The organism is Halomonas sp. C10-5 (assembly GCF_057169305.1).
In genome coordinates this window covers 532,378-549,631 of the sequence record NZ_CP175665.1, presented here as the reverse complement: position 1 = coordinate 549,631, position 17,254 = coordinate 532,378, and the positions used below count along the sequence as shown (strand labels likewise).

16 protein-coding genes are annotated in these 17,254 nt (G+C 67.0%); 3 read left to right on the top strand and 13 right to left on the bottom strand.

Translation table 11 applies throughout. The features are described from left to right. Positions 1-372, bottom strand: a complete 372-nt coding sequence (locus ACJ7IV_RS02590) for a c-type cytochrome (RefSeq protein WP_483865629.1) — start codon at positions 370-372, stop codon at positions 1-3. A 312-nt stretch (positions 373-684) separates the two neighbouring features. Between ACJ7IV_RS02590 and ACJ7IV_RS02585 the strand changes: the two genes are divergently transcribed. Further along, the gene (locus ACJ7IV_RS02585; RefSeq protein WP_483865628.1) at positions 685-2,394 is read left to right on the top strand and encodes a sigma 54-interacting transcriptional regulator; all 1,710 of its coding nucleotides are present in this window, start codon (positions 685-687) and stop codon (positions 2,392-2,394) included. Between the two features lie 10 nt (positions 2,395-2,404). On the opposite strand, the gene ACJ7IV_RS02580 is transcribed toward ACJ7IV_RS02585, so the two are convergent. The 10 genes from ACJ7IV_RS02580 to ACJ7IV_RS02535 all read right to left on the bottom strand — a co-directional run bounded on the left by ACJ7IV_RS02580 (position 2,405) and on the right by ACJ7IV_RS02535 (position 11,835). Next, positions 2,405-2,803, bottom strand: coding sequence for a nuclear transport factor 2 family protein (locus ACJ7IV_RS02580; protein ID WP_483865627.1), 399 nt, complete (start codon positions 2,801-2,803; stop codon positions 2,405-2,407). A gap of 80 nt (positions 2,804-2,883) precedes the next feature. Then, positions 2,884-3,717 carry a 3-oxoadipate:acetyl-CoA acetyltransferase gene (locus ACJ7IV_RS02575; RefSeq protein ID WP_305794793.1) on the bottom strand — a complete coding sequence of 278 codons (834 nt, stop codon included), beginning with the start codon at positions 3,715-3,717 and terminating at the stop codon, positions 2,884-2,886. Positions 3,718-3,866: 149 nt separating this feature from the next. Continuing rightward, complete coding sequence (gene pcaG / locus ACJ7IV_RS02570) at positions 3,867-4,499, bottom strand: protocatechuate 3,4-dioxygenase subunit alpha (RefSeq protein WP_282038935.1); 633 nt, start codon at positions 4,497-4,499, stop codon at positions 3,867-3,869. Positions 4,500-4,512: 13 nt separating this feature from the next. After that, positions 4,513-5,238 carry a protocatechuate 3,4-dioxygenase subunit beta gene (pcaH, locus tag ACJ7IV_RS02565; protein WP_483865626.1) on the bottom strand — a complete coding sequence of 242 codons (726 nt, stop codon included), beginning with the start codon at positions 5,236-5,238 and terminating at the stop codon, positions 4,513-4,515. A gap of 101 nt (positions 5,239-5,339) precedes the next feature. After that, on the bottom strand, positions 5,340-6,257 hold the full coding sequence (gene pcaQ / locus ACJ7IV_RS02560; protein WP_483865625.1) for a pca operon transcription factor PcaQ: 918 nt from the start codon (positions 6,255-6,257) through the stop codon (positions 5,340-5,342). A gap of 48 nt (positions 6,258-6,305) precedes the next feature. Then, positions 6,306-7,475 (bottom strand): alpha/beta fold hydrolase, encoded by a 1,170-nt coding sequence (locus ACJ7IV_RS02555; RefSeq protein WP_483865624.1) that lies wholly within the window; start codon positions 7,473-7,475, stop codon positions 6,306-6,308. 13 nt (positions 7,476-7,488) lie between these two features. Then, on the bottom strand, positions 7,489-8,691 hold the full coding sequence (gene pcaF, locus ACJ7IV_RS02550; RefSeq protein WP_483865623.1) for a 3-oxoadipyl-CoA thiolase: 1,203 nt from the start codon (positions 8,689-8,691) through the stop codon (positions 7,489-7,491). Between the two features lie 36 nt (positions 8,692-8,727). Further along, complete coding sequence (locus ACJ7IV_RS02545; protein ID WP_483865622.1) at positions 8,728-9,501, bottom strand: CoA-transferase subunit beta; 774 nt, start codon at positions 9,499-9,501, stop codon at positions 8,728-8,730. After that, positions 9,501-10,331 carry a CoA-transferase gene (locus ACJ7IV_RS02540; RefSeq protein ID WP_213311913.1) on the bottom strand — a complete coding sequence of 277 codons (831 nt, stop codon included), beginning with the start codon at positions 10,329-10,331 and terminating at the stop codon, positions 9,501-9,503. Before ACJ7IV_RS02540 ends, ACJ7IV_RS02545 begins: the two co-directional genes overlap by 1 nt. A gap of 175 nt (positions 10,332-10,506) precedes the next feature. Continuing rightward, a complete protein-coding gene (locus ACJ7IV_RS02535) occupies positions 10,507-11,835 on the bottom strand; it encodes a class-II fumarase/aspartase family protein (RefSeq protein WP_483865621.1) in 1,329 nt (442 codons plus the stop codon). A gap of 139 nt (positions 11,836-11,974) precedes the next feature. Here ACJ7IV_RS02535 and ACJ7IV_RS02530 point away from each other — a divergent pair, with 139 nt between their 5' ends. Both ACJ7IV_RS02530 and ACJ7IV_RS02525 read left to right on the top strand, forming a co-directional pair. Further along, complete coding sequence (locus tag ACJ7IV_RS02530) at positions 11,975-12,760, top strand: IclR family transcriptional regulator domain-containing protein (protein WP_161430511.1); 786 nt, start codon at positions 11,975-11,977, stop codon at positions 12,758-12,760. A gap of 18 nt (positions 12,761-12,778) precedes the next feature. Beyond that, the gene (locus ACJ7IV_RS02525) at positions 12,779-13,726 is read left to right on the top strand and encodes an AEC family transporter (RefSeq protein WP_483865620.1); all 948 of its coding nucleotides are present in this window, start codon (positions 12,779-12,781) and stop codon (positions 13,724-13,726) included. Here ACJ7IV_RS02525 and aroQ read toward each other — a convergent pair. Both aroQ and glnE read right to left on the bottom strand, forming a co-directional pair. Continuing rightward, positions 13,723-14,160 carry a type II 3-dehydroquinate dehydratase gene (gene aroQ, locus ACJ7IV_RS02520; RefSeq protein WP_483865619.1) on the bottom strand — a complete coding sequence of 146 codons (438 nt, stop codon included), beginning with the start codon at positions 14,158-14,160 and terminating at the stop codon, positions 13,723-13,725. The two genes, ACJ7IV_RS02525 and aroQ, sit on opposite strands and share 4 nt — an antisense overlap. A 22-nt stretch (positions 14,161-14,182) precedes the next feature. Next, on the bottom strand, positions 14,183-17,182 hold the full coding sequence (gene glnE / locus ACJ7IV_RS02515) for a bifunctional [glutamate--ammonia ligase]-adenylyl-L-tyrosine phosphorylase/[glutamate--ammonia-ligase] adenylyltransferase (RefSeq protein ID WP_483865618.1): 3,000 nt from the start codon (positions 17,180-17,182) through the stop codon (positions 14,183-14,185). Between the last annotated feature and the right edge of the window lie 72 nt (positions 17,183-17,254).

Here is a 17,254-nt window from a genome sequence, read left to right as displayed (position 1 = left end):
CTACTCCTCGCTGGCAGCCGTGGCTTCCATGTCACCGCGCACCAGAGCCTCGATCAGGGCCTCCAGCTCGGGGTCGCTGATCTTGGCCACGCGGAAGGCCGGCATGGCGGCGCGGCCATGGCGCACCGTGTTGCGGATATAGTTGCCGCGCGCTTCCCAGGCCGCCTCGGGGAAGGCCATGGTGATCTCGGGTCCCACGGCCTTGTCCGGGGCATGGCAGTGAGCGCAGACCTGCCGGTAGACCTCGTCGGGCTCGCGTGCGTCCGAGGCGTTGGCCGCCACCGGGGGAAGCAGCAGGGCACCGAACAGGGCCAGCGCCCCGAGGGTACGTGAGGGGAGATGCCGGGAAGGCACCGTTGTTGTGTTTTGCATGGTCAATGTCACCCGTCTGGTCGTCATGGGCTTGTCGTCGAGGGAACCGGCCCTATTAGACTTTAGTATAATCAATAGCTTAGCACCGGATACCTGCCCCATTTATCTCTCAAGAAACGTGCCGGAACTGAAAAAATCCAGCCATTCAGGGCACTAGGAGAGCCTTCAAGAATTTAAGTTCGCGATACGAACACGCGTTCGCTAAAATCGGTTAACCATTTCATCACCCCTGCGCAAATCATCATCCGGAGCGTCAACTCCACACTGAGCATGGGTGATATCCTGTCGCCGCGCCTTATCGACGAGCTTTCCATGCCTTCAAGCACCCCCCAGTACCCCAGCGCCCGTGACCTGATGGATGCCCTGCGCTTCCTCCCGGAAGAGGGACAGATCTGGCTCGGCGAGCAACGCATGATTCTGATGTCGCTGCAGGCATCGGCCTTCTTTCGCAACGAGCTCGTCACCACCCTGGGAGTGGAGCGCGCCCGAGGCGTCTTCATCCGCCTGGGCTACTACTCCGGCCTGCAGGATGCCGAGCTTGGCGAGTCCCTGCGCGGCGAGCGGCTCGGGCTACGCGACAGCTTCCTGGCAGGCCCGCAGCTGCATGCCCTGCAAGGGCACGTCAAGGCGGTGCCCGGCCAGCTGGATATCGATCTGGAGAACGACCGCTTCTACAGCGAGTTCATCTGGAAAGGTTCCTTCGAGGTGGAGGTCTGGCGTGGCCGGGATACGCCGAGCAGCCCGGTATGCTGGACGCTGCTGGGTTACGCCTCCGGCTATGCCACCCAGTTGCTGGGACGCGAGGTGCAGTATCGGGAAGTGGAGTGCCTGGGCTGCGGTGATGCCCGCTGCCGCATAATCGGCAAGTTTGCCGAGGAGTGGCCCGACCACCAGGCCTTCTCCGCCGTGCTGCGTGAAGCGCCGTTGATCGACGAGCTCTATGAGCTGCAGGCTCGGGTTGCCACCTTGGAGGGGGACCTCACCCGCCGCCAGCACGAGGATGACTGGGGCCCCATCGGAGCAGCACCCGCCTTCCGTGAGATGCTGGCCATGCTCGACAGCGCCGCCGCAGCGGATGTGCCCGTGCTGCTGCTCGGTGAGACGGGCACCGGCAAGGAGATCCTCGCTCGGCGCCTCCATGAGCAGAGCCAGCGCGCCGCGGGCCCCTTCATCGCCGTCAACTGTGCGGCCATCCCGCCGGAGCTGATCGAGTCGGAGCTGTTCGGTGTCGAGAAGGGCGCCTATACGGGAGCGGTCCAATCACGCCTCGGGCGCTTCGAGCGCGCCCACGGCGGCACCCTGTTTCTCGATGAACTGGCCGAACTCTCCCCGCGTGCCCAGGCCGCCCTGCTGCGCGCTCTGCAGGAACACCAGATCGAACGCGTCGGCGGCCAGGGGGTGAAGGAGGTGGATGTGCGGGTGGTCGCGGCCACCCACACCGACCTGCTCCAGCGAGTCGAGGAGGGTCAATTTCGCCGCGATCTGTTCTTCCGCCTCAACGCCTTCACGCTCACGGTCCCCCCTCTGCGTCAGCGTCACGAGGATATTCCCGCCCTCGCCGAACACTTCCTCGCCCGCTGCGAACATCACTACCAGCGCCGCACCCTGGGCTTCTCCGACCAGGCACGCTCGGCCATCACCCAGTACGCCTGGCCCGGCAACGTGCGCGAGTTGAAGAACAGCATCGAGCGCGGGGTGATTCTCACCGACGACCAGAAGCACATCACCGAACGCGCGCTGTTCGGCGACTACCGGGTACCCACGCTGCAGCGGGACAGGGGGCAGGGACTGGACGAGCGGGGTCGACTCTCGGCGTCAGCAGACGCCTCGAGCTCGGAAGTCACGCCCCGCCAGCAGATCCAGGCGCTGTTCCATGCCGGGCTGACCCTTGAGGATATCGAGAGGGAGATGCTGATGGCGGCCCAGGAAGAGAGCGAGGGCAACATTGCCGCCGCTGCCCGCCGGCTGGGCATGACGCGCCCCGCCTACGCCTACCGCCTGAAGAAGTACGACCTGCGCTGAGGCCGAGGGGTCAGGGCTTCGCCCAATCCGCCCGGCTGCTGTGCACGGCACTCTTGTGAGTGATCTTCCAGGCGCCGTCGAGCTTGATCAGCGCCAGCACGTCCACCCAGGAGTCCGCCAGGTTCTCGGTGTTGTCGAAGCCCAGCAGAACGCTGGCCACCTCGCCGGCCTGGGTCACCTGAATGACCCGCCCGCGGACCTGCCGGTGGCTGGCCGCCCAGCGTTCGAAGCGATCACTAATCAGGTCCTTGCTGAAGCCGCCCTCGGCATCCAGCGCCAGGATCCAGGCGTCTTCATGGAAGGCCTCCTGTAGTTTGTCCAGTCGGCCCTGAAACCCTTCCACATAGCACTGCACCACACGCACGATCTCGTCATGGTCAGGCATGCGCTCGTCAGCTGTCGTGCCCATGTTGTTCTCCTCTTGGTATCGAAATCACGCAAACGCCGCCGGCCGTGAGACGGCAGGCGGCGTTTGCTCTAGCAGATGGATCAGGCGGGCTGGCCGAGACCGAGGATCTCGCGGGCCTGCTGCCAGGTCGCCACGGGGCGCTCGTACTTCTCGCACAGCGCCGCGGCGCGCTCCACCAGGGCCGCGTTGGAGGGCGCCAGGGTGTCGCGATCGAGGCGCACGTTGTCCTCGAGACCGGTGCGGGTATGGCCGCCGGCGGCGATGGACCACTCGTTGAGCTTGAGCTGGTTGGAACCGACACCGGCACCGCACCACTGGGCATCCGGTGCCAGACGCTTGAGGGTCTCGATGTAGAAATCGAAGGTCGGCTTGTCGGCCGGCATGGCGTTCTTAACCCCCATCACGAACTGCACGTAGAGCGGGGCCTTGAGCTTGCCCTGCTTCGACAGGTTGACCGCCTGGTGGATATGCGACAGGTCGAAGGCCTCGATCTCGGGCTTGATGTCGTACTTGAGCATCTCCTCGGCCAGCCAGTCGACCAGCTGGGGCGAGTTCTCGTAGACGCGGTTCGGGAAGTTGTTGGAGCCCACCGAGAGGCTGGCCATGTCGGGCTTGAGCGGCAGCATGCCGCCGCGCTCCTCGCCGGCCCCGGAGCGGCCGCCGGTGGAGAGCTGCACGATCATGCCGGGGCAGTGCTTGTTCAGCCCTTCCAGCAGGCGGCCGAACTTTTCCGGGTCGGAGCTCGGCGTCTGGTCGTCGTTGCGCACATGGCAGTGGGCAATGGTGGCGCCCGCCTCGAAGGCCGCCTGGGTGCTCTCGATCTGCTCCTCGACGGTGATCGGCACGGCAGGGTTGTTTTCCTTGCGCGGCAGGCTACCGGTAATGGCGACACAGATGATGCAGGGGTTGGACATGGTGACCTCTCTTGGTACCGATAGGGGTACAGTGGCTCATTATGATCAGGGGGCGTCTCCCCCGTGGCGTGTGCTCGGCGTCATCGACGCCGAGCGCCGCCCCCGGGGGCGGCGCGGATGATCGGAACCCTGGAGGCCAGGGCGCTCGATCAGAAGTCAAAGAAGACCGTTTCACCCTCGCCCTGCAGGCGAATATCGAGGCGATAACGTACCTTGCCGTCGACCTCCTCGCGCCGGGCGATCAGCGTCTGGCGGCGAGTCGGCGACTCGATGCGAGAGAGCACCGGGCAGGTGGCGTTGGCCTCGACCTCATCATCGAAGTAGAGACGGGTCTGCAGGTGGATATTGATGCCGCGGGCGAAGATCGACAGATTGATATGCGGCGCCTGGGCCTGACCACTGGCGTGGACCACCGGGCCCGGCTTGACGGTCTTGAGGGTCCACTCGCTGCCGTGGTCGAAGGTGGTGGCGGTGCGCCCGAAGCTGTTGAAGGGCTTCTTCAGGTCGAACTCGCGCTGGTACTCGCCGTTGGCGTCGGCCTGCCAGGCCTCGATGAAGGCATCGCGGACCAGGTCGCCGTTGCCATCGATCACGGTGCCAACCACCTCGATATGCTCTCCCTCGGCTTCCGGGCGAGCCATCTCGTTCCAGATCTCCTCGTCGCGGGTCGGGTTGCCGGCGGCGGCCAGTGCCAGGCCGATATGCACGTAGGGACCCGCGGTCTGGGAGGCGGTCTCGCGCAGCATGAGCTCGCTGGTGGGTCGGGAATTCGGCTGGTTCATCTCGTCACCCCTCTCACTGATTCTCGAAATAGGTCTGCAGTTCGCCACGCACCACCAGGTCGAAGCGGTAGGCCAGGCAGTCCATCGGATTGCTGTGGGCCATGTCCAGGCGACCGATCATGGTCTCCACGGCGTCGGGATCCTTGAGGGTGTTGACGATGGGGCACAGTGGAATCAGCGGGTCCCCCTCGAAGTACATCTGGGTAATCAGGCGAGTGGAGATCGACGGCCCCATCACGGACACATGGATATGCGAGGGACGCCAGCTGTTGGGATCGTTGGGCCAGGGGTAGGGGCCCGGCTTGATGGTACGGAAGCGGTACCAGCCCTGCTCGTCGGTAAGGCAGCGGCCGACGCCGCCGAAATTGGGGTCCAGCGGGGCCAGGTAGTTGTCGTTCCTGTGGCGATAGCGGCCGCCGGCGTTGGCCTGCCACATCTCCACCAGGGTGTGGGGCACCGGCTTGCCGAACTGGTCGACCACGCGACCGAACATGATGATGCGCTCACCCTGGGGAAGGCCCTGGTTCTGCTCCTGGCGGAAGTTGAGCAACAGATCGTTATCGTGCGGCCCCATGCGCAGATGCCGGAAATCGGGACCCGAAAGCTCCGAGATCGTGGGCTTCTGCATGCTGACCAGCGCCTGCTGCGGCGAACGGGCCACGGAGGTCTTGTAACCGGGGGCATAGGCCGGCGGATGCCAGTTGCGGTCGCGCTCGACGAATCGCTTGTTGTGTTGCATATCGATCCTCTCTCCTGGGAGATTTCATTGACCCGGATCAGTCTGGCGCCACTCATGCAGCCTGCCAATTGACGCCTCGCCTCCTACCCATAACCCAGGGGTTATGCCTTATCCGCAGCCATCCCCCGCAGTGTCTCGCAGAAGGACTCGAGGGCCAGGGAAGGCGCCAGACTGGCATTGGTGCACATCCCCACCGAGCCGCCCTGCTGCTCCAGGGAGAGCGCCAGTTCGGCCAGGCTGTCCAGGCGCACCGCCTCCCGTGCGGCCTCCTCGGGCGCCACCCAGACGGCGTCACTCACCTGAACGTAGTGCCGGCTGAGCGGTAGCGATAGTGTCTCCAGCTGGCGGGCCGGCAGCTCGAGACCATGGCGCACGAAGAAACTGTCCACCTGCTGGCGCAGCGTGGTCTGAGGAGGCGGCAACACCCAGGGGAAGTGCATCAGCTGGTGTGGCTCCAGCTGCGCCTCCCTGGCGAGCGGGTGGCCGCCGCGCACGACCAGAATCAATCGTTCGAAGAAGAGGTGCTCGAAGGAGAGGTCGAGGATCTCCCGCGCCTCGGTCATGCGCCCTACCACCAGGTCCAGTTCACCGCGACGCAACCGCGAGAGCAGGAAGGCACTGGGACCGGTGACCACGTTGACACCGCACTCCCCCTCCATGCCCTCCTGCCAGCGCAGGATCGCCTCCGGCAGCAGCCGGCTCTCCACCGTGGAGAGGGCCCCGACGCGCAGCCAGCAACCACTGGTTCGCCCCTCGCCGACGGCGCCGATACCCTCCTCCAGGGCACGCAGCGCCGGACCGGCATGACGCAGCAGGGTCAGGCCTGCCTGGGTCAGGGAGACCCCCCGGGGCGTGCGTTCGAAGAGGCTGGCACCGATGGTCTCCTCGAGCTCCCGGATGGTCTTGGAGATGCCCGGCTGCGTGATCGACATCCGTTCGGCGGCCCGGGCGAAGCTGCGCTGGCGGGCCACCTCCAGGAAGGCCTGGAGATGGCGGAGCTTGATTCGCGCGTTGAGCATTCAGGCCTCCTGTCGAGGGGCGTCGACCATGCCGGCGGCTGAACGGGGCTACTCGCCCCAGCCCAGCTCCTTGGCCAGCGCGAAGGCGTGGTTGGCGGCCGGCACACCGCCGTAGATGGCCACATGCATCAGCACCTGGCGCAGTTCGGCCTCGGTCAGGCCGATGCGCTTGGCCGTCTTGAGGTGCAGGGTCAGCTCCTCGCGCCCCAGGGCGGCCAGGATGCCGGTGGTGATCATGCTGCGCTCGCGGCGGGTCAGATCCGCGTTGCTCCACAGCTCCCCCCAGGCCAGGCGGGTGATCATCTGCTGGAAGGGAGCGTCCAGGCTGGTGGCGTTCTCGGTGGAGCGCGCCACGTGCTCCTCACCCAGCACCTGCTTGCGGGTCACAAGGCCGGTGGCGTAGTCCACGCCATTGGCGCCCACATCGCCCAGGTCCACCGCCATCACCGCCAGCAGCTTCTCGGCGAACAGGCCCGGCACCTCCACGGAGGGTACATGGCCCACACCCTCGAGGATCTCCAGGGGGGCTCCATCGAGTTCGGCAGCCAGGGCCTCCAGGGTCGCCGGCGGCGTCGCCAGGTCCTCGCTGCCGCCCAGCAGCTGCACCTTGACGCCCTTGCCGGCGAGCTTGCCGTCGAAGGTGTCGCGGCCCAGCATCTCGCACAGCTTGGCGTAGGCCTCATCGTCGCCACGGCCCATCTGGGTGCACCAGCCCGCCTTGAGGGCCGGCTCGGCCTCGAAGCAGGCGGGAGCAAACCAGCGCGGCACGATCTCCTCGGACATCGCCGCCAGGCCCTCCTGGCGCACGCGATCGGCGCGGGTGTTCCACAGCTCGGCGTTGCCGATCACCGCCCCGGTATTGGTCAGGGTGGCGCTAAGCAGGCGCTCGCCGTGCTCGGCGATCAGCGCCTGGCCGACCACGCCGCCGATGGAGGTACCGGCAAAGTGGAAGCACTCGGCACCGGCATGGTCGACCAGCGCCAGGGCCTCGGCGGCCAGGTCGGCCGGGGTGATCGGGCCATTGCTCCAGGCCTGGCTGGCGCCATGGCCGGGCAGGTCCCAGGTCAGCACGCGATAGCGCGGCAGCAGCGCCGGGAGCACGTCGTCCCACACCGCCTGGCTCATGCCCAGGGGATGCGCCAGCACCACCAGGGGGTTGGCCTCGGCACCGAGCAGGCGATAGGCGACACTGCGCCCGTTGATAGTCAGAAATGCCATGGGAAGTCTCCTGTTATACCCGCTCGATCAGCGTAGCAATGCCCTGCCCCACACCCACACACATCGTGCACAGGGCGTAGCGCTTGCCGCTCTTCTGCAGTTCATGGGCGGCGGTCAGCAGCAGGCGCGCGCCGGACATGCCCAGCGGGTGGCCCAGGGCGATGGCACCGCCGTTGGGGTTGACCCGCGGGTCGTCATCCTCGAGGCCCAGGTCGCGCATGCAGGCCAGGGCCTGGGCAGCGAAGGCTTCGTTGAGCTCGATCACGTCGATCTCGTCGAGCGACACGCCGGTGCGCTCGAGCAGGCGGTTGACCGCGGGCACCGGGCCATAGCCCATGATGCGCGGCTCGACCCCGGCGGTGGCCATGCCGAGGATCTTCGCCATGGGCGCCAGGCCGTGCGCCTCGACGGCCGATTGGCTTGCCACCAGCATCGCCGCGGCACCGTCGTTGACCCCGGAGGCGTTGCCGGCGGTGACGCTGCCGCCCTCGCGGAAGGGCGTCGGGAGGCCGGCGAGCTTCTCGAGGGTGGTCTCACGCAGGTGCTCGTCCTGGTCGAACACCAGCGGCTCCTGCTTGCGACGCGGGATCTCGATGGCGGTGATCTCCAGCGCGAAGCGGCCGGCCTGCTGGGCGGCGGCGGCCTTCTGCTGGGAGCGCAGGGCGAAGGCGTCCTGGTCCTCGCGGGAAATATGGAACTGCTCGGCCACGTTCTCGGCGGTCTCCGGCATGGAGTCGACGCCGTAGGCCTTCTTCATCTGCGGGTTGATGAAGCGCCAGCCGATGGTGGTGTCCTCGATCTTCTGGCCCCGGGAGAAGGCGCTGTCGGCCTTGCCCAGCACGTAGGGCGCGCGGGACATGGACTCCACGCCGCCGGCCAGGGCCAGCTCCATCTCGCCGGCCTTGATGGCACGGAAGGCGGTGCCCACCGCGTCCATGCCGGAACCGCACAGGCGGTTCATGGTAGTGCCGGGTATTGATACCGGCAGGCCCGCCAGCAGCGCCGACATGCGTGCCACGTTGCGGTTGTCCTCACCGGCCTGGTTGGCACAGCCCATGAAGACCTCCTCGATGGCGGCCGGATCCAGCGCCGGGGCTTCGGCCAGCACCGCCTTGAAGATAGTGGCGGCCATATCATCGGGGCGCACGCTGGCAAGCGTGCCACCGAAGCGGCCCACGGCGGTGCGCCGTGGATGGCAAAGATAAACGTCGGTCATGACCTGGTCTCCTGAAATTCGCTGCGGGGCGCGGTGTCACGCACTGGCATGGGCTCGTTCGGTACGCGCTTTCAGCTCGCGCAGGATCTCGAGTTCCCTGGCACTGGGCTCCGGCGTGCTCTCGAGGGACTCGGCGAAACGGATTTCCCAGCCGGTGGCCTCGGTCACCTCCTCGCGGCTCACGCCCGGATGCAGCGAGACCACCACCAGCTCCTTGGTCTCGGGGTCCGGCTTCATCACGCAGAGGTCGGTGATCACCCGGGTCGGCCCCTTGCCGATATTGGGCACACCGTCGCGGCCCTTGCCGTCGCGGCCGAAGCCCAAGGTGGTGACGAAGTCGACCTTGTCCACGAAGGCGCGCTTGGAGTGCTTCAGGGTAATGAACACCTCGCCGGCATTCGTCGCAATTTCTGGAGCACCACCGCCGCCCGGCAGGCGCACCTTGGGCTCGCGATAGTCACCGATCAGGGTGGTGTTGAGGTTGCAGTAGCGGTCGATCTGGGCGGTGCCCAGGAAGCCCACGTCGATCTTGCCGCCCTGCAGCCAGTAGCGGAACATCTCCGGCACCGCCACGGTGGTCAGCGCCGTCTCGGCCAGCTCGCCGTCGCCGATGGAGAGCGGCAGCACATCGGGCTTGGTCTGCAGGGTGCCGGATTCATAGATCAGCACCACATCGGGGGCATGGGTAAGACGCGCCAGGTTGGCGGCCTCGGAGGGAAGGCCGATGCCGACGAAGCAGGTGGTGCCGTTCTCCAGGGCGCGGGCCGCAGTGACGGTCATCATCTCGGCGGAGGTATAGTCGAGGCTCATCAGGCGTTCCCCCCTGCGTTCATGACATTCTCTTCGATCCAGGCGGTGAAGGTATCGCGATCCCGGGCGATGGCGTCCCACTCTTTGTAGAAGGCGTTGTTGCGCGGATAGTAGCCGTGGGCATAGGAGGGCAGCGCGCCCTTCTCGGCCACGGCGATGGCGTCGATGGCCCAGCCCGGGATGATGCAGGCGTTGGGGTGGTAGTCCGGCTCGCTGCGCAGGTCGTCGACGATCTCCTCGACGGTGACGATGCTCTTGGCAGCCGCCAGCACGGCTTCCTTCTGCACCCCGACGATGCCTTCCACCAGCACGTTACCGGCGCGGTCAGCCTTCTGCGCGTGGACGATGGAGACGTCCGGGCGCACCGAGGGCACCGCGGCCAGGCGCTCGCCGGTGAAGGGGCACTCGATGAACTTGATCTGGTCGTTGACGCTGGGCAGCTCGCTGCCCACATAGCCGCGCAGCACCGCCAGGGGCAGGCCCGCCGCGCCGGCCTCGAAGGCGCAGGCCATGGCGGCATGGCTGTGCTCGAGGATCTCGACCTTGTGGGGCCAGCCCTTCTCCACCGCGTCACGCAGGCGATGCAGGGAGCCTACCCCGGGGTTGCCGCCCCAGGAGAAGATCACCTTCTTCGCGCAGCCCGCACCGATCAGCTGGTCGTAGATCAGGTCGGGGGTCATGCGGATCAGGGTCAGGTCACGCTTCTTCTGACGGATCACCTCGTGTCCCGCGGCGAAGGGGATCAGGTGGGTAAAGCCCTCCATGGCCACGGTGGCGCCGTCCTCGACGTAGCGCGCCACCGCATCATGCAGGCTCAGGAACTCGGCCATGGGTTTTCCTCCAGGCGATTGATCTTGCCAATGTTCGAATAGCGAACTTTGATTTGTGATACGAACAAATTACTCCCACCACTCCCCATCGTCAATCCGGGGCCCAGATAGCACGCAGGGGAGGCAATGCCTCCCCTGCGTGTTCACGGGTCAGTTTTTATTTTATCTCAGGGTGTTAACCAGCGTTCAGCCAGGCTTTGGCACGCTGGACCTGACGCCGACTACTACCAAGGTATAAGGTCGGGTCCGTCGCCTGCGCCACCGCATCGGCATCGAGCCGCCCCTGGACCTCGGGATGCTCATTGAGCGCCTCGGCGTAGGGAGTGCCCTGCCGGCGCGCCGTCTCGGCGGCTTCGGCGCTGATCCGCTTCGCGGCATCGGTGCCGAGGGTCGGCGCCAGCAACTTGGCCACCGGCTCGGCCATGATCCCGCCGCCGGTAGCGGCCAGGTTGCGCCGCATCGCCTCGGGGTGCACCTCCAGCCCCTCGAGCAGCGCGGCGGCCTGCTCCAGGGCCCCCTCCAACAGCAGGGCACTGTCGACCAGCGGGCCCCACTCGGCATGCCACTCACCGAGCCCGCGCTCCAGGGGCTGGGCGGCGGCGTTGAGCAGCACCGAGGCGTGGCCGTGTACCTGGCGGGAGGCGCCGCGAATCAGGGCACAGCGCACCGGATTGCGCTTGTGGGGCATGGAGGAGGATTCACCCATGCCGGGGGCCGAGGGCTCGGCCACCTCCCCGACTTCGGTCTGGGTCAGCAGGGATACGTCCAGGGCCAACTTCTCGACGGCGCCGGCGGCGGCATCCAGGGCCGTGGCCAGGGCATGGACCGGCTGGCGGTCGGTATGCCAGGGCAACACCGGCGTGCTCAGGCCCAGGCGCTCGGCCAGGGCATCCATGAAGTCGAGCCCCGCGTCATCCCAGCCGGAGTGCACCCCCACGGCACCGCCGAACTGCACAGGCAACTCGACGCCGGCCAGGCGCCGCCGGGCCTGCTCCAGGCCGATGGCCCAGTGGGCCACCTTGACACCGAAGGTGATGGGCAGCGCCTGCTGCATCAGCGTGCGCCCCACCATCGCCGTGCCGGCATGGGCCTCCATCAGCGTGATGGCGGCGGTGCGGCAGCGCACCAGCAGGACATCCAGTGCCGCCAGGCGGGGCTTCAACAGCAGCATCAGCGCCGAGTCCACCACGTCCTGGCTGGTGGCGCCCTGGTGGAAGTAGCGCTTGAGCTCATCGGGCAATGCCGCCCGTCCCTGCTTGACGAAGGGGATCGCCGCGTTGCCGCCGCTGGCGATGCCCGCGGCGATGGCCTCCACATCGAAGGCGTGCGCGGCGAGGATATCGCGCATCTGACGACTGGCGCCGCCGGGCACGGCACCGCGCGCCTCCTGAACCTCCGCCAGGCCCAGCTCGAAGGTCAGCATGGCCTGGACCATGCTCTCTGAATCGGTCTCGGTGAGTGCCGACTGGCTCATGAAGGGGTGCTGCAGCAAGGAGGCAGGCATGGTGATCTCCCGGTTTCAGGGGGCTGAGAGCTGGGCCAACCGACGAAAGCCCAATACCGTACAAGTGTTCGCGATTCGAACGCTATGCTAGATTGGAGACACACCATGAGCAACTCAGCAAGCCCTTGATGGAACGCCGATGACACCCGAGGAAGAGGTTCTCAGTCCCGATGATCGTGACTTCGTCACCGCCCTGGCCAGCGGGCTGGAGGTGATCCTGGCCTTCGACGAGGCGCATCCGCGGATGACGCTCAGCGAGGTCGCCGCACGCACCGGCATGAACCGGGCCCGCGCCCGGCGCTTCCTGCTGACCCTCCATGCCCTGGGCTATGTGCGCAAGCAGCAACGCGTCTTCGAGCTGGCGCCCAAGGTGCTGCAGCTCGGCTATGCCTTCCTGTCCAGCAACAACTACCGCAGCGTGATCCAGCAGGTCCTGGAAGATATCACCCGGCAGTGCGGTGAGTCCTCCTCGCTGGGCGTGCTCGACGGCGAGGAGGTCACCTACGTGGCCCGCTCCTCCTCGCGGCACCGGCTGATGGCCATCACCCTGTCGGTGGGTACCCGCCTGCCCGCGGCGCATACCTCCATGGGTCGGGTACTGCTGGCCCAGTTGCCGGATGAAAAGCTGGATGCCTGGCTGGAGCATGCGGTGCTGCAGAGACATACCGACAAGACCATCACCGACAAGGACGAGCTGAAGGCCTGCATCCTCGAGGTTCGCCGCCAGGGCTATGCCATCGCCGATCAGGAGCTCGACTCCGGCCTGCGTTCCATCGCGGTACCCGCCTTCGATGCCAACGGCCACCTGCTGGGTGCCATCAATATCAGCACCAACGCCGCCCGGATCGATCACGACACCCTGATGCAGGAGTACCTGCCGCTGCTGCAGCAGAAGGCACGCGACATTCGCACCACCATCAGCTGACATGCCAAGGAAAGCCTCGTGCTGGAGATACTGACGATCACGCTGCCGATATTCCTGCTGATCGGTGCCGGCTTCCTGGCGGCGTTTTCCGGGCTGGTGAGTCGCGACAACATGCAGGGCATCGCGACCTTCGTGATGTACTTCGCCCTGCCCTCGCTGCTGATCCGCGCGCTGACTGCCACCCCGCTCGAGGAAGCCCTGAATGTCGGCTACCTGCTGGCCTATGGACTGGGCTCGGTGCTGGTATTCGCCGTGGGACTTGCCCTGTCACGCTGGCGCGGCCACTCACTGGATGCCGCGGCCATCCATGCCCTGGGCATGTCGGCGGCCAACAGCGGCTTTATCGGCTATCCGGTGGCGGTGATGGTCATCGGCGCACCGGCGGCAATATTCATGGCGCTGAACATGGTCGTGGAGACCATGCTGATCATCCCCGTGGCGCTCACCCTGGCCGAGGCCAGTCGTCACAATGGCGGTGGGTTTTCCCGGGTCGTCCGCAAGACACTCGCCAGGCTCTCGCGTAACCCGGTGCTGATCGGCCTGCTGATCGGCGTGATCCTGGCCCTGACCGGCTGGCAACTGCCTGGCCCTGTGAGCCAGCCCATCGACATGCTTGCCGAGGCCGCCGGACCGGCCGCACTGTTCACCATCGGCGGCATGCTGCATGGCCTCAAGGTACGCGGCATGATGGCCGACATGGGGCAGGTCGTGATCGGCAAGCTGCTGCTCCACCCCCTGGCGGTACTGGTCTTCTTCCTGCTGCTGCCCGACGCGGATCCCCTGATGATCGCCGCAGGCCTGCTGTTCGCCTGCGCGCCGATGATCAGCGTCTACCCGCTGTTCGGCAAGCAGTTCGGCCAGGGCGACACCAGCGCCGCGGCTCTGATGGTCGGCACCCTGGCCTCCTTCCTCACCATCAGCCTGATGATCTGGCTGCTGACCCTGTTCGGCCTGCTGCCGCTCTAGGCGGCCGCCTGCATCACCGCCTCCAGGGCGGCACGGTAGCCCTGGCTGCCGAGGCCTGCGATCACCCCGTCGGCGCGTAGCGAGACGTAGGAGTGGTGACGGAAGCTCTCGCGCTTGTGCACGTTGGAGAGGTGCACCTCGATGACCCGGCCCTCGAAGGCGTTGAGGGCATCGAGGATCGCCACCGAGGTATGGGTATAGGCCGCCGGATTGATGATGACCGCCGCGGTGCCATCGAGGCGCGCCGCCTGGATCCAGTCGATCAGTTGCCCTTCGTGGTTGCTCTGTCGGCAGGCGATCTCCCAGCCCCCCAGCGCCGCCTGCTCGTAAAGCGCGTTGTTGATGTCCTCCAGGGTCTCGTGGCCGTAGATCTCCGGCTGGCGGGTACCCAGCAGGTTGAGATTGGGGCCGTGGAGTACCAGTACCTTGTTCATGCGATGCAAGATTCCTTTTTGATCAGTCCTTGGGATTTACGTCCTGTTCCGCCGGTTCCAGCAACCGCTGCCAGGCCTCGATGACCACCCGGCGGTGCTCCTGGAAGGCCTCGTTGCGGCCGAGGGCCGGCTCGCGGGTGAGCGAGGCGCGGTGGGCGGCGCTGCGCAGGGCCAGGTAGGCCTCGCGCAGGCGCTGGCACTCCCTGGCCGGCAGCCGCTCGGTGGTTTTCAGGGTCTCGAGGATGCGCATGTTGTCGCTGTAGGCCAGCAGCTCCGGGGTCTCGTGGCCCATGGCCAGCACGGCATACTGGCAGAGGAACTCGAGGTCCACCATGCCGCCGGGGTCGTGCTTGAGATCGAACTCCCCCTCCCCGCTCTTGCCCGCCAGGTGGTCGCGCATCTTGTGGCGCATCTTCACCACCTCCTCGCGCAGTGTCTCGACATCGCGCTCACGCCCGAGGATCTCGCGACGCACGTCAGCGAAGCCCTGGGCCAGCCGCGGATGCCCCGCCACCACCCGGGCCCTCACCAGCGCCTGGTGCTCCCAGGTCCAGGCCTCGCGGCGCTGATAGTCGGCATAGGCACTGAGCGAGGTGACCAGCAGCCCAGAGTTGCCCGAAGGACGCAGCCGCATGTCCACGTCATAGAGGGTGCCGGCCGGCGTCACCGCGGTGAGCAGGTGGATGATGCGCTGCCCCAGGCGGGTATAGAAGACGCCGTTGTCCAGCACCCGCTTGCCATCGGTCTCGCCCTGGGTGGCGCCATCGTGGATGAACACCAGGTCCAGGTCGGAGCCGTAGCCCAGTTCGATGCCACCCAGCTTGCCGTAGCCGACGATCAGGAAGGCGGGTTCACGGTCGGCACGACCGCCGTCGGCCAGTTCGGGGAAGCCGTGCTTGCGGGTCAGGTGCTTCCAGGCCATGGCCAGCACCGCCTCGAGGATCACCTCGGCGATATAGGTGAGATAGTCGCTCACCTTCATCAGGTGGCGGGTGCCGGCGATATCCGAGGCGGCCACGTGCAGCGTCTGGGCGTGCTTGAAGACCCGCAGGGCCTCGAGCTGGGCCTCCTCATCCTCCTCGGGGATCCGCGCCAGGGCCTGGCGCAGCTCATCGGCGAGTCGCGACTTGTCGGCGGGAGTGTAGAGGGTCTCGGGGGTGAGCAGCTCATCGAGCAGGATCGGGTAGCGCGCGATGTGTTCGGCGATCCATGGGCTCGCCGCGCAAAGCGTCATCAGGTGGCCAAGGGCGTCGGGATTCTCGCGCAGCAAGGCCAGGTAGGCGGTACGCCGCAGTACCGACTCGATCAGCGGCAGCACTCGCTCCAGGGCGGTATCCGGGGTGTCGCTGGCCGCGACGGCATCCAGCAGCAGCGGCAGCAGGGCCTCCAGCCGCTCGAAGCCGATGCGCTGCATGCCCTGGACCTGCCGGGAGTGATAGAGCGTAGCCAGCCGACGCGCCGCGGCGGCGGGGTCGGCGAAGCCGGCCTCCTCCAGCAGCGCCGCCCCCTCCTCCTCGTCGAGCTCGCCGCGCCACAGCGCCCGCCACTGCTCCAGGGGAATACCCCCGGCGATCGCCTCGGCGACCTCCTCCACCTCCTCCTCGGGCTCGGCGATCACCGCGTCGAAGTGGCGACGTACGCGGGTACGGACTTCGTCGAGGCAGGCCATCAGTGCCGGCCAGTCCTCCATGTCCAGTGCCAGGGCGACCCGTTCACGGTCGAGCTCGTCAGCGGGCAGGCTCTGGGTCTGGCGATCCTCCAGGGCCTGCAGGGCGTGCTCCAGGTCGCGCAGGAAGACGTAGTCGGGGAGCAGCTCTTCGACCACTTCGGCGGGCAGCAGGCCGAGTTCGGGCAGGCGCTCCAGGGCGCTCTTCAGGGAGGTCACCTGCAGTTCGGTATCGCGCCCCCCGCGGATCAGCTGGAAGGCCTGGACCACGAACTCCACCTCGCGGATACCGCCGGGACCGAGCTTGATATTGCCCTCCATACCCTTGCGACGCACCTCGCGGTTGATCATGCCCTTGAGCTCGCGCAGCGACTCGATGGCACCGAAGTCGAGGTACTTGCGATAGACGAAGGGGCGCAGCCCGGCGAGCAGCTCGGCGCCGGCATCCAGGTCGCCGGCCACCGGGCGCGCCTTGAGCATGGCGTAGCGCTCCCACTCGCGCCCCTGATCCTGATAGTAGCCCGAGAGCGAGTTGAAGCTGCCGACCAGCGGGCCGCCGTCGCCAAGCGGGCGCAGGCGCATGTCGACGCGGAACGCGAAGCCGTCGGCGGTGACCGCATCCAGGGCACCGATCAACCGCTGCCCTAGCTTGGTGAAGTACTCCTGGTGCTCGAGGGACTTGCGGCCACCCTCGGTCTCGCCGTTCTCGGGAAAGGCGAAGATCAGGTCGATATCCGAGGAGAGGTTGAGCTCGCCGGCGCCGAGCTTGCCCATGCCCAGCACCACCAGGCGCTGCTCGCTGCCATCGCGACGCGGCGCGGGGCGCCCCCAGCGCGGCTCCAGGAAGCGTTCCAGCCAAGCCAGTGCCGCCTCCAGGCAGGTCTCGGCCAGCCGCGATACCGCCGCCGAGGTGGCCCACATGTCGATGCCTTCCGGGCGAGTCAGATCACGCCACACGATGCCGACCATGCGCGCCCGTCGGAAGCGACGGATGGCGGCGTGCATGGCCGCCTCGTCCTCGGCCTCCTCGAGGCGTTCATCGAGCCAGCCGCGCATGACCTCGGCATCCGGCACGACATCCAGCTCCCCATTGGCGTCCAGGTGCAGGAGCCAGTCGGGATAGCGCACCAGCGTCTCGGTCACGAAGTCCGATACCGCCAGGACCCGGGCCAGCTGCTCACGACGCGGCTCGGCGAGGCCCAGCCAGTCTTCCAGCGGAGAGTCACGGTCGGTCATCTCCGCCAGGTTCTCGGCCTGGCCCAGCGCCTCGGCCAGCCGCACCCGGGTTCGCTCCAGCGGCGACTTGAGGGGCTCTGGAATATCGATCAGCGGCAGAAAGTCATCGGGCAGGGGCATGGGCGTCTCGCATCCGAATTGGCGAATACCCCCAGCATAGCGAAGCGGGGCTCCTGCTGGCATCCGCCATGA

Bases quoted from the DNA above. Each gene is read 5' to 3' on its own strand.
- ACJ7IV_RS02590 (WP_483865629.1), bottom strand. From the start codon at position 372: ATGCAAAACACAACAACGGTGCCTTCCCGGCATCTCCCCTCACGTACC.
- ACJ7IV_RS02585 (WP_483865628.1), top strand. From the start codon at position 685: ATGCCTTCAAGCACCCCCCAGTACCCCAGCGCCCGTGACCTGATGGAT.
- ACJ7IV_RS02580 (WP_483865627.1), bottom strand. From the start codon at position 2,803: ATGGGCACGACAGCTGACGAGCGCATGCCTGACCATGACGAGATCGTG.
- ACJ7IV_RS02575 (WP_305794793.1), bottom strand. From the start codon at position 3,717: ATGTCCAACCCCTGCATCATCTGTGTCGCCATTACCGGTAGCCTGCCG.
- pcaG (WP_282038935.1), bottom strand. From the start codon at position 4,499: ATGAACCAGCCGAATTCCCGACCCACCAGCGAGCTCATGCTGCGCGAG.
- pcaH (WP_483865626.1), bottom strand. From the start codon at position 5,238: ATGCAACACAACAAGCGATTCGTCGAGCGCGACCGCAACTGGCATCCG.
- pcaQ (WP_483865625.1), bottom strand. From the start codon at position 6,257: ATGCTCAACGCGCGAATCAAGCTCCGCCATCTCCAGGCCTTCCTGGAG.
- ACJ7IV_RS02555 (WP_483865624.1), bottom strand. From the start codon at position 7,475: ATGGCATTTCTGACTATCAACGGGCGCAGTGTCGCCTATCGCCTGCTC.
- pcaF (WP_483865623.1), bottom strand. From the start codon at position 8,691: ATGACCGACGTTTATCTTTGCCATCCACGGCGCACCGCCGTGGGCCGC.
- ACJ7IV_RS02545 (WP_483865622.1), bottom strand. From the start codon at position 9,501: ATGAGCCTCGACTATACCTCCGCCGAGATGATGACCGTCACTGCGGCC.
- ACJ7IV_RS02540 (WP_213311913.1), bottom strand. From the start codon at position 10,331: ATGGCCGAGTTCCTGAGCCTGCATGATGCGGTGGCGCGCTACGTCGAG.
- ACJ7IV_RS02535 (WP_483865621.1), bottom strand. From the start codon at position 11,835: ATGCCTGCCTCCTTGCTGCAGCACCCCTTCATGAGCCAGTCGGCACTC.
- ACJ7IV_RS02530 (WP_161430511.1), top strand. From the start codon at position 11,975: ATGACACCCGAGGAAGAGGTTCTCAGTCCCGATGATCGTGACTTCGTC.
- aroQ (WP_483865619.1), bottom strand. From the start codon at position 14,160: ATGAACAAGGTACTGGTACTCCACGGCCCCAATCTCAACCTGCTGGGT.
- glnE (WP_483865618.1), bottom strand. From the start codon at position 17,182: ATGCCCCTGCCCGATGACTTTCTGCCGCTGATCGATATTCCAGAGCCC.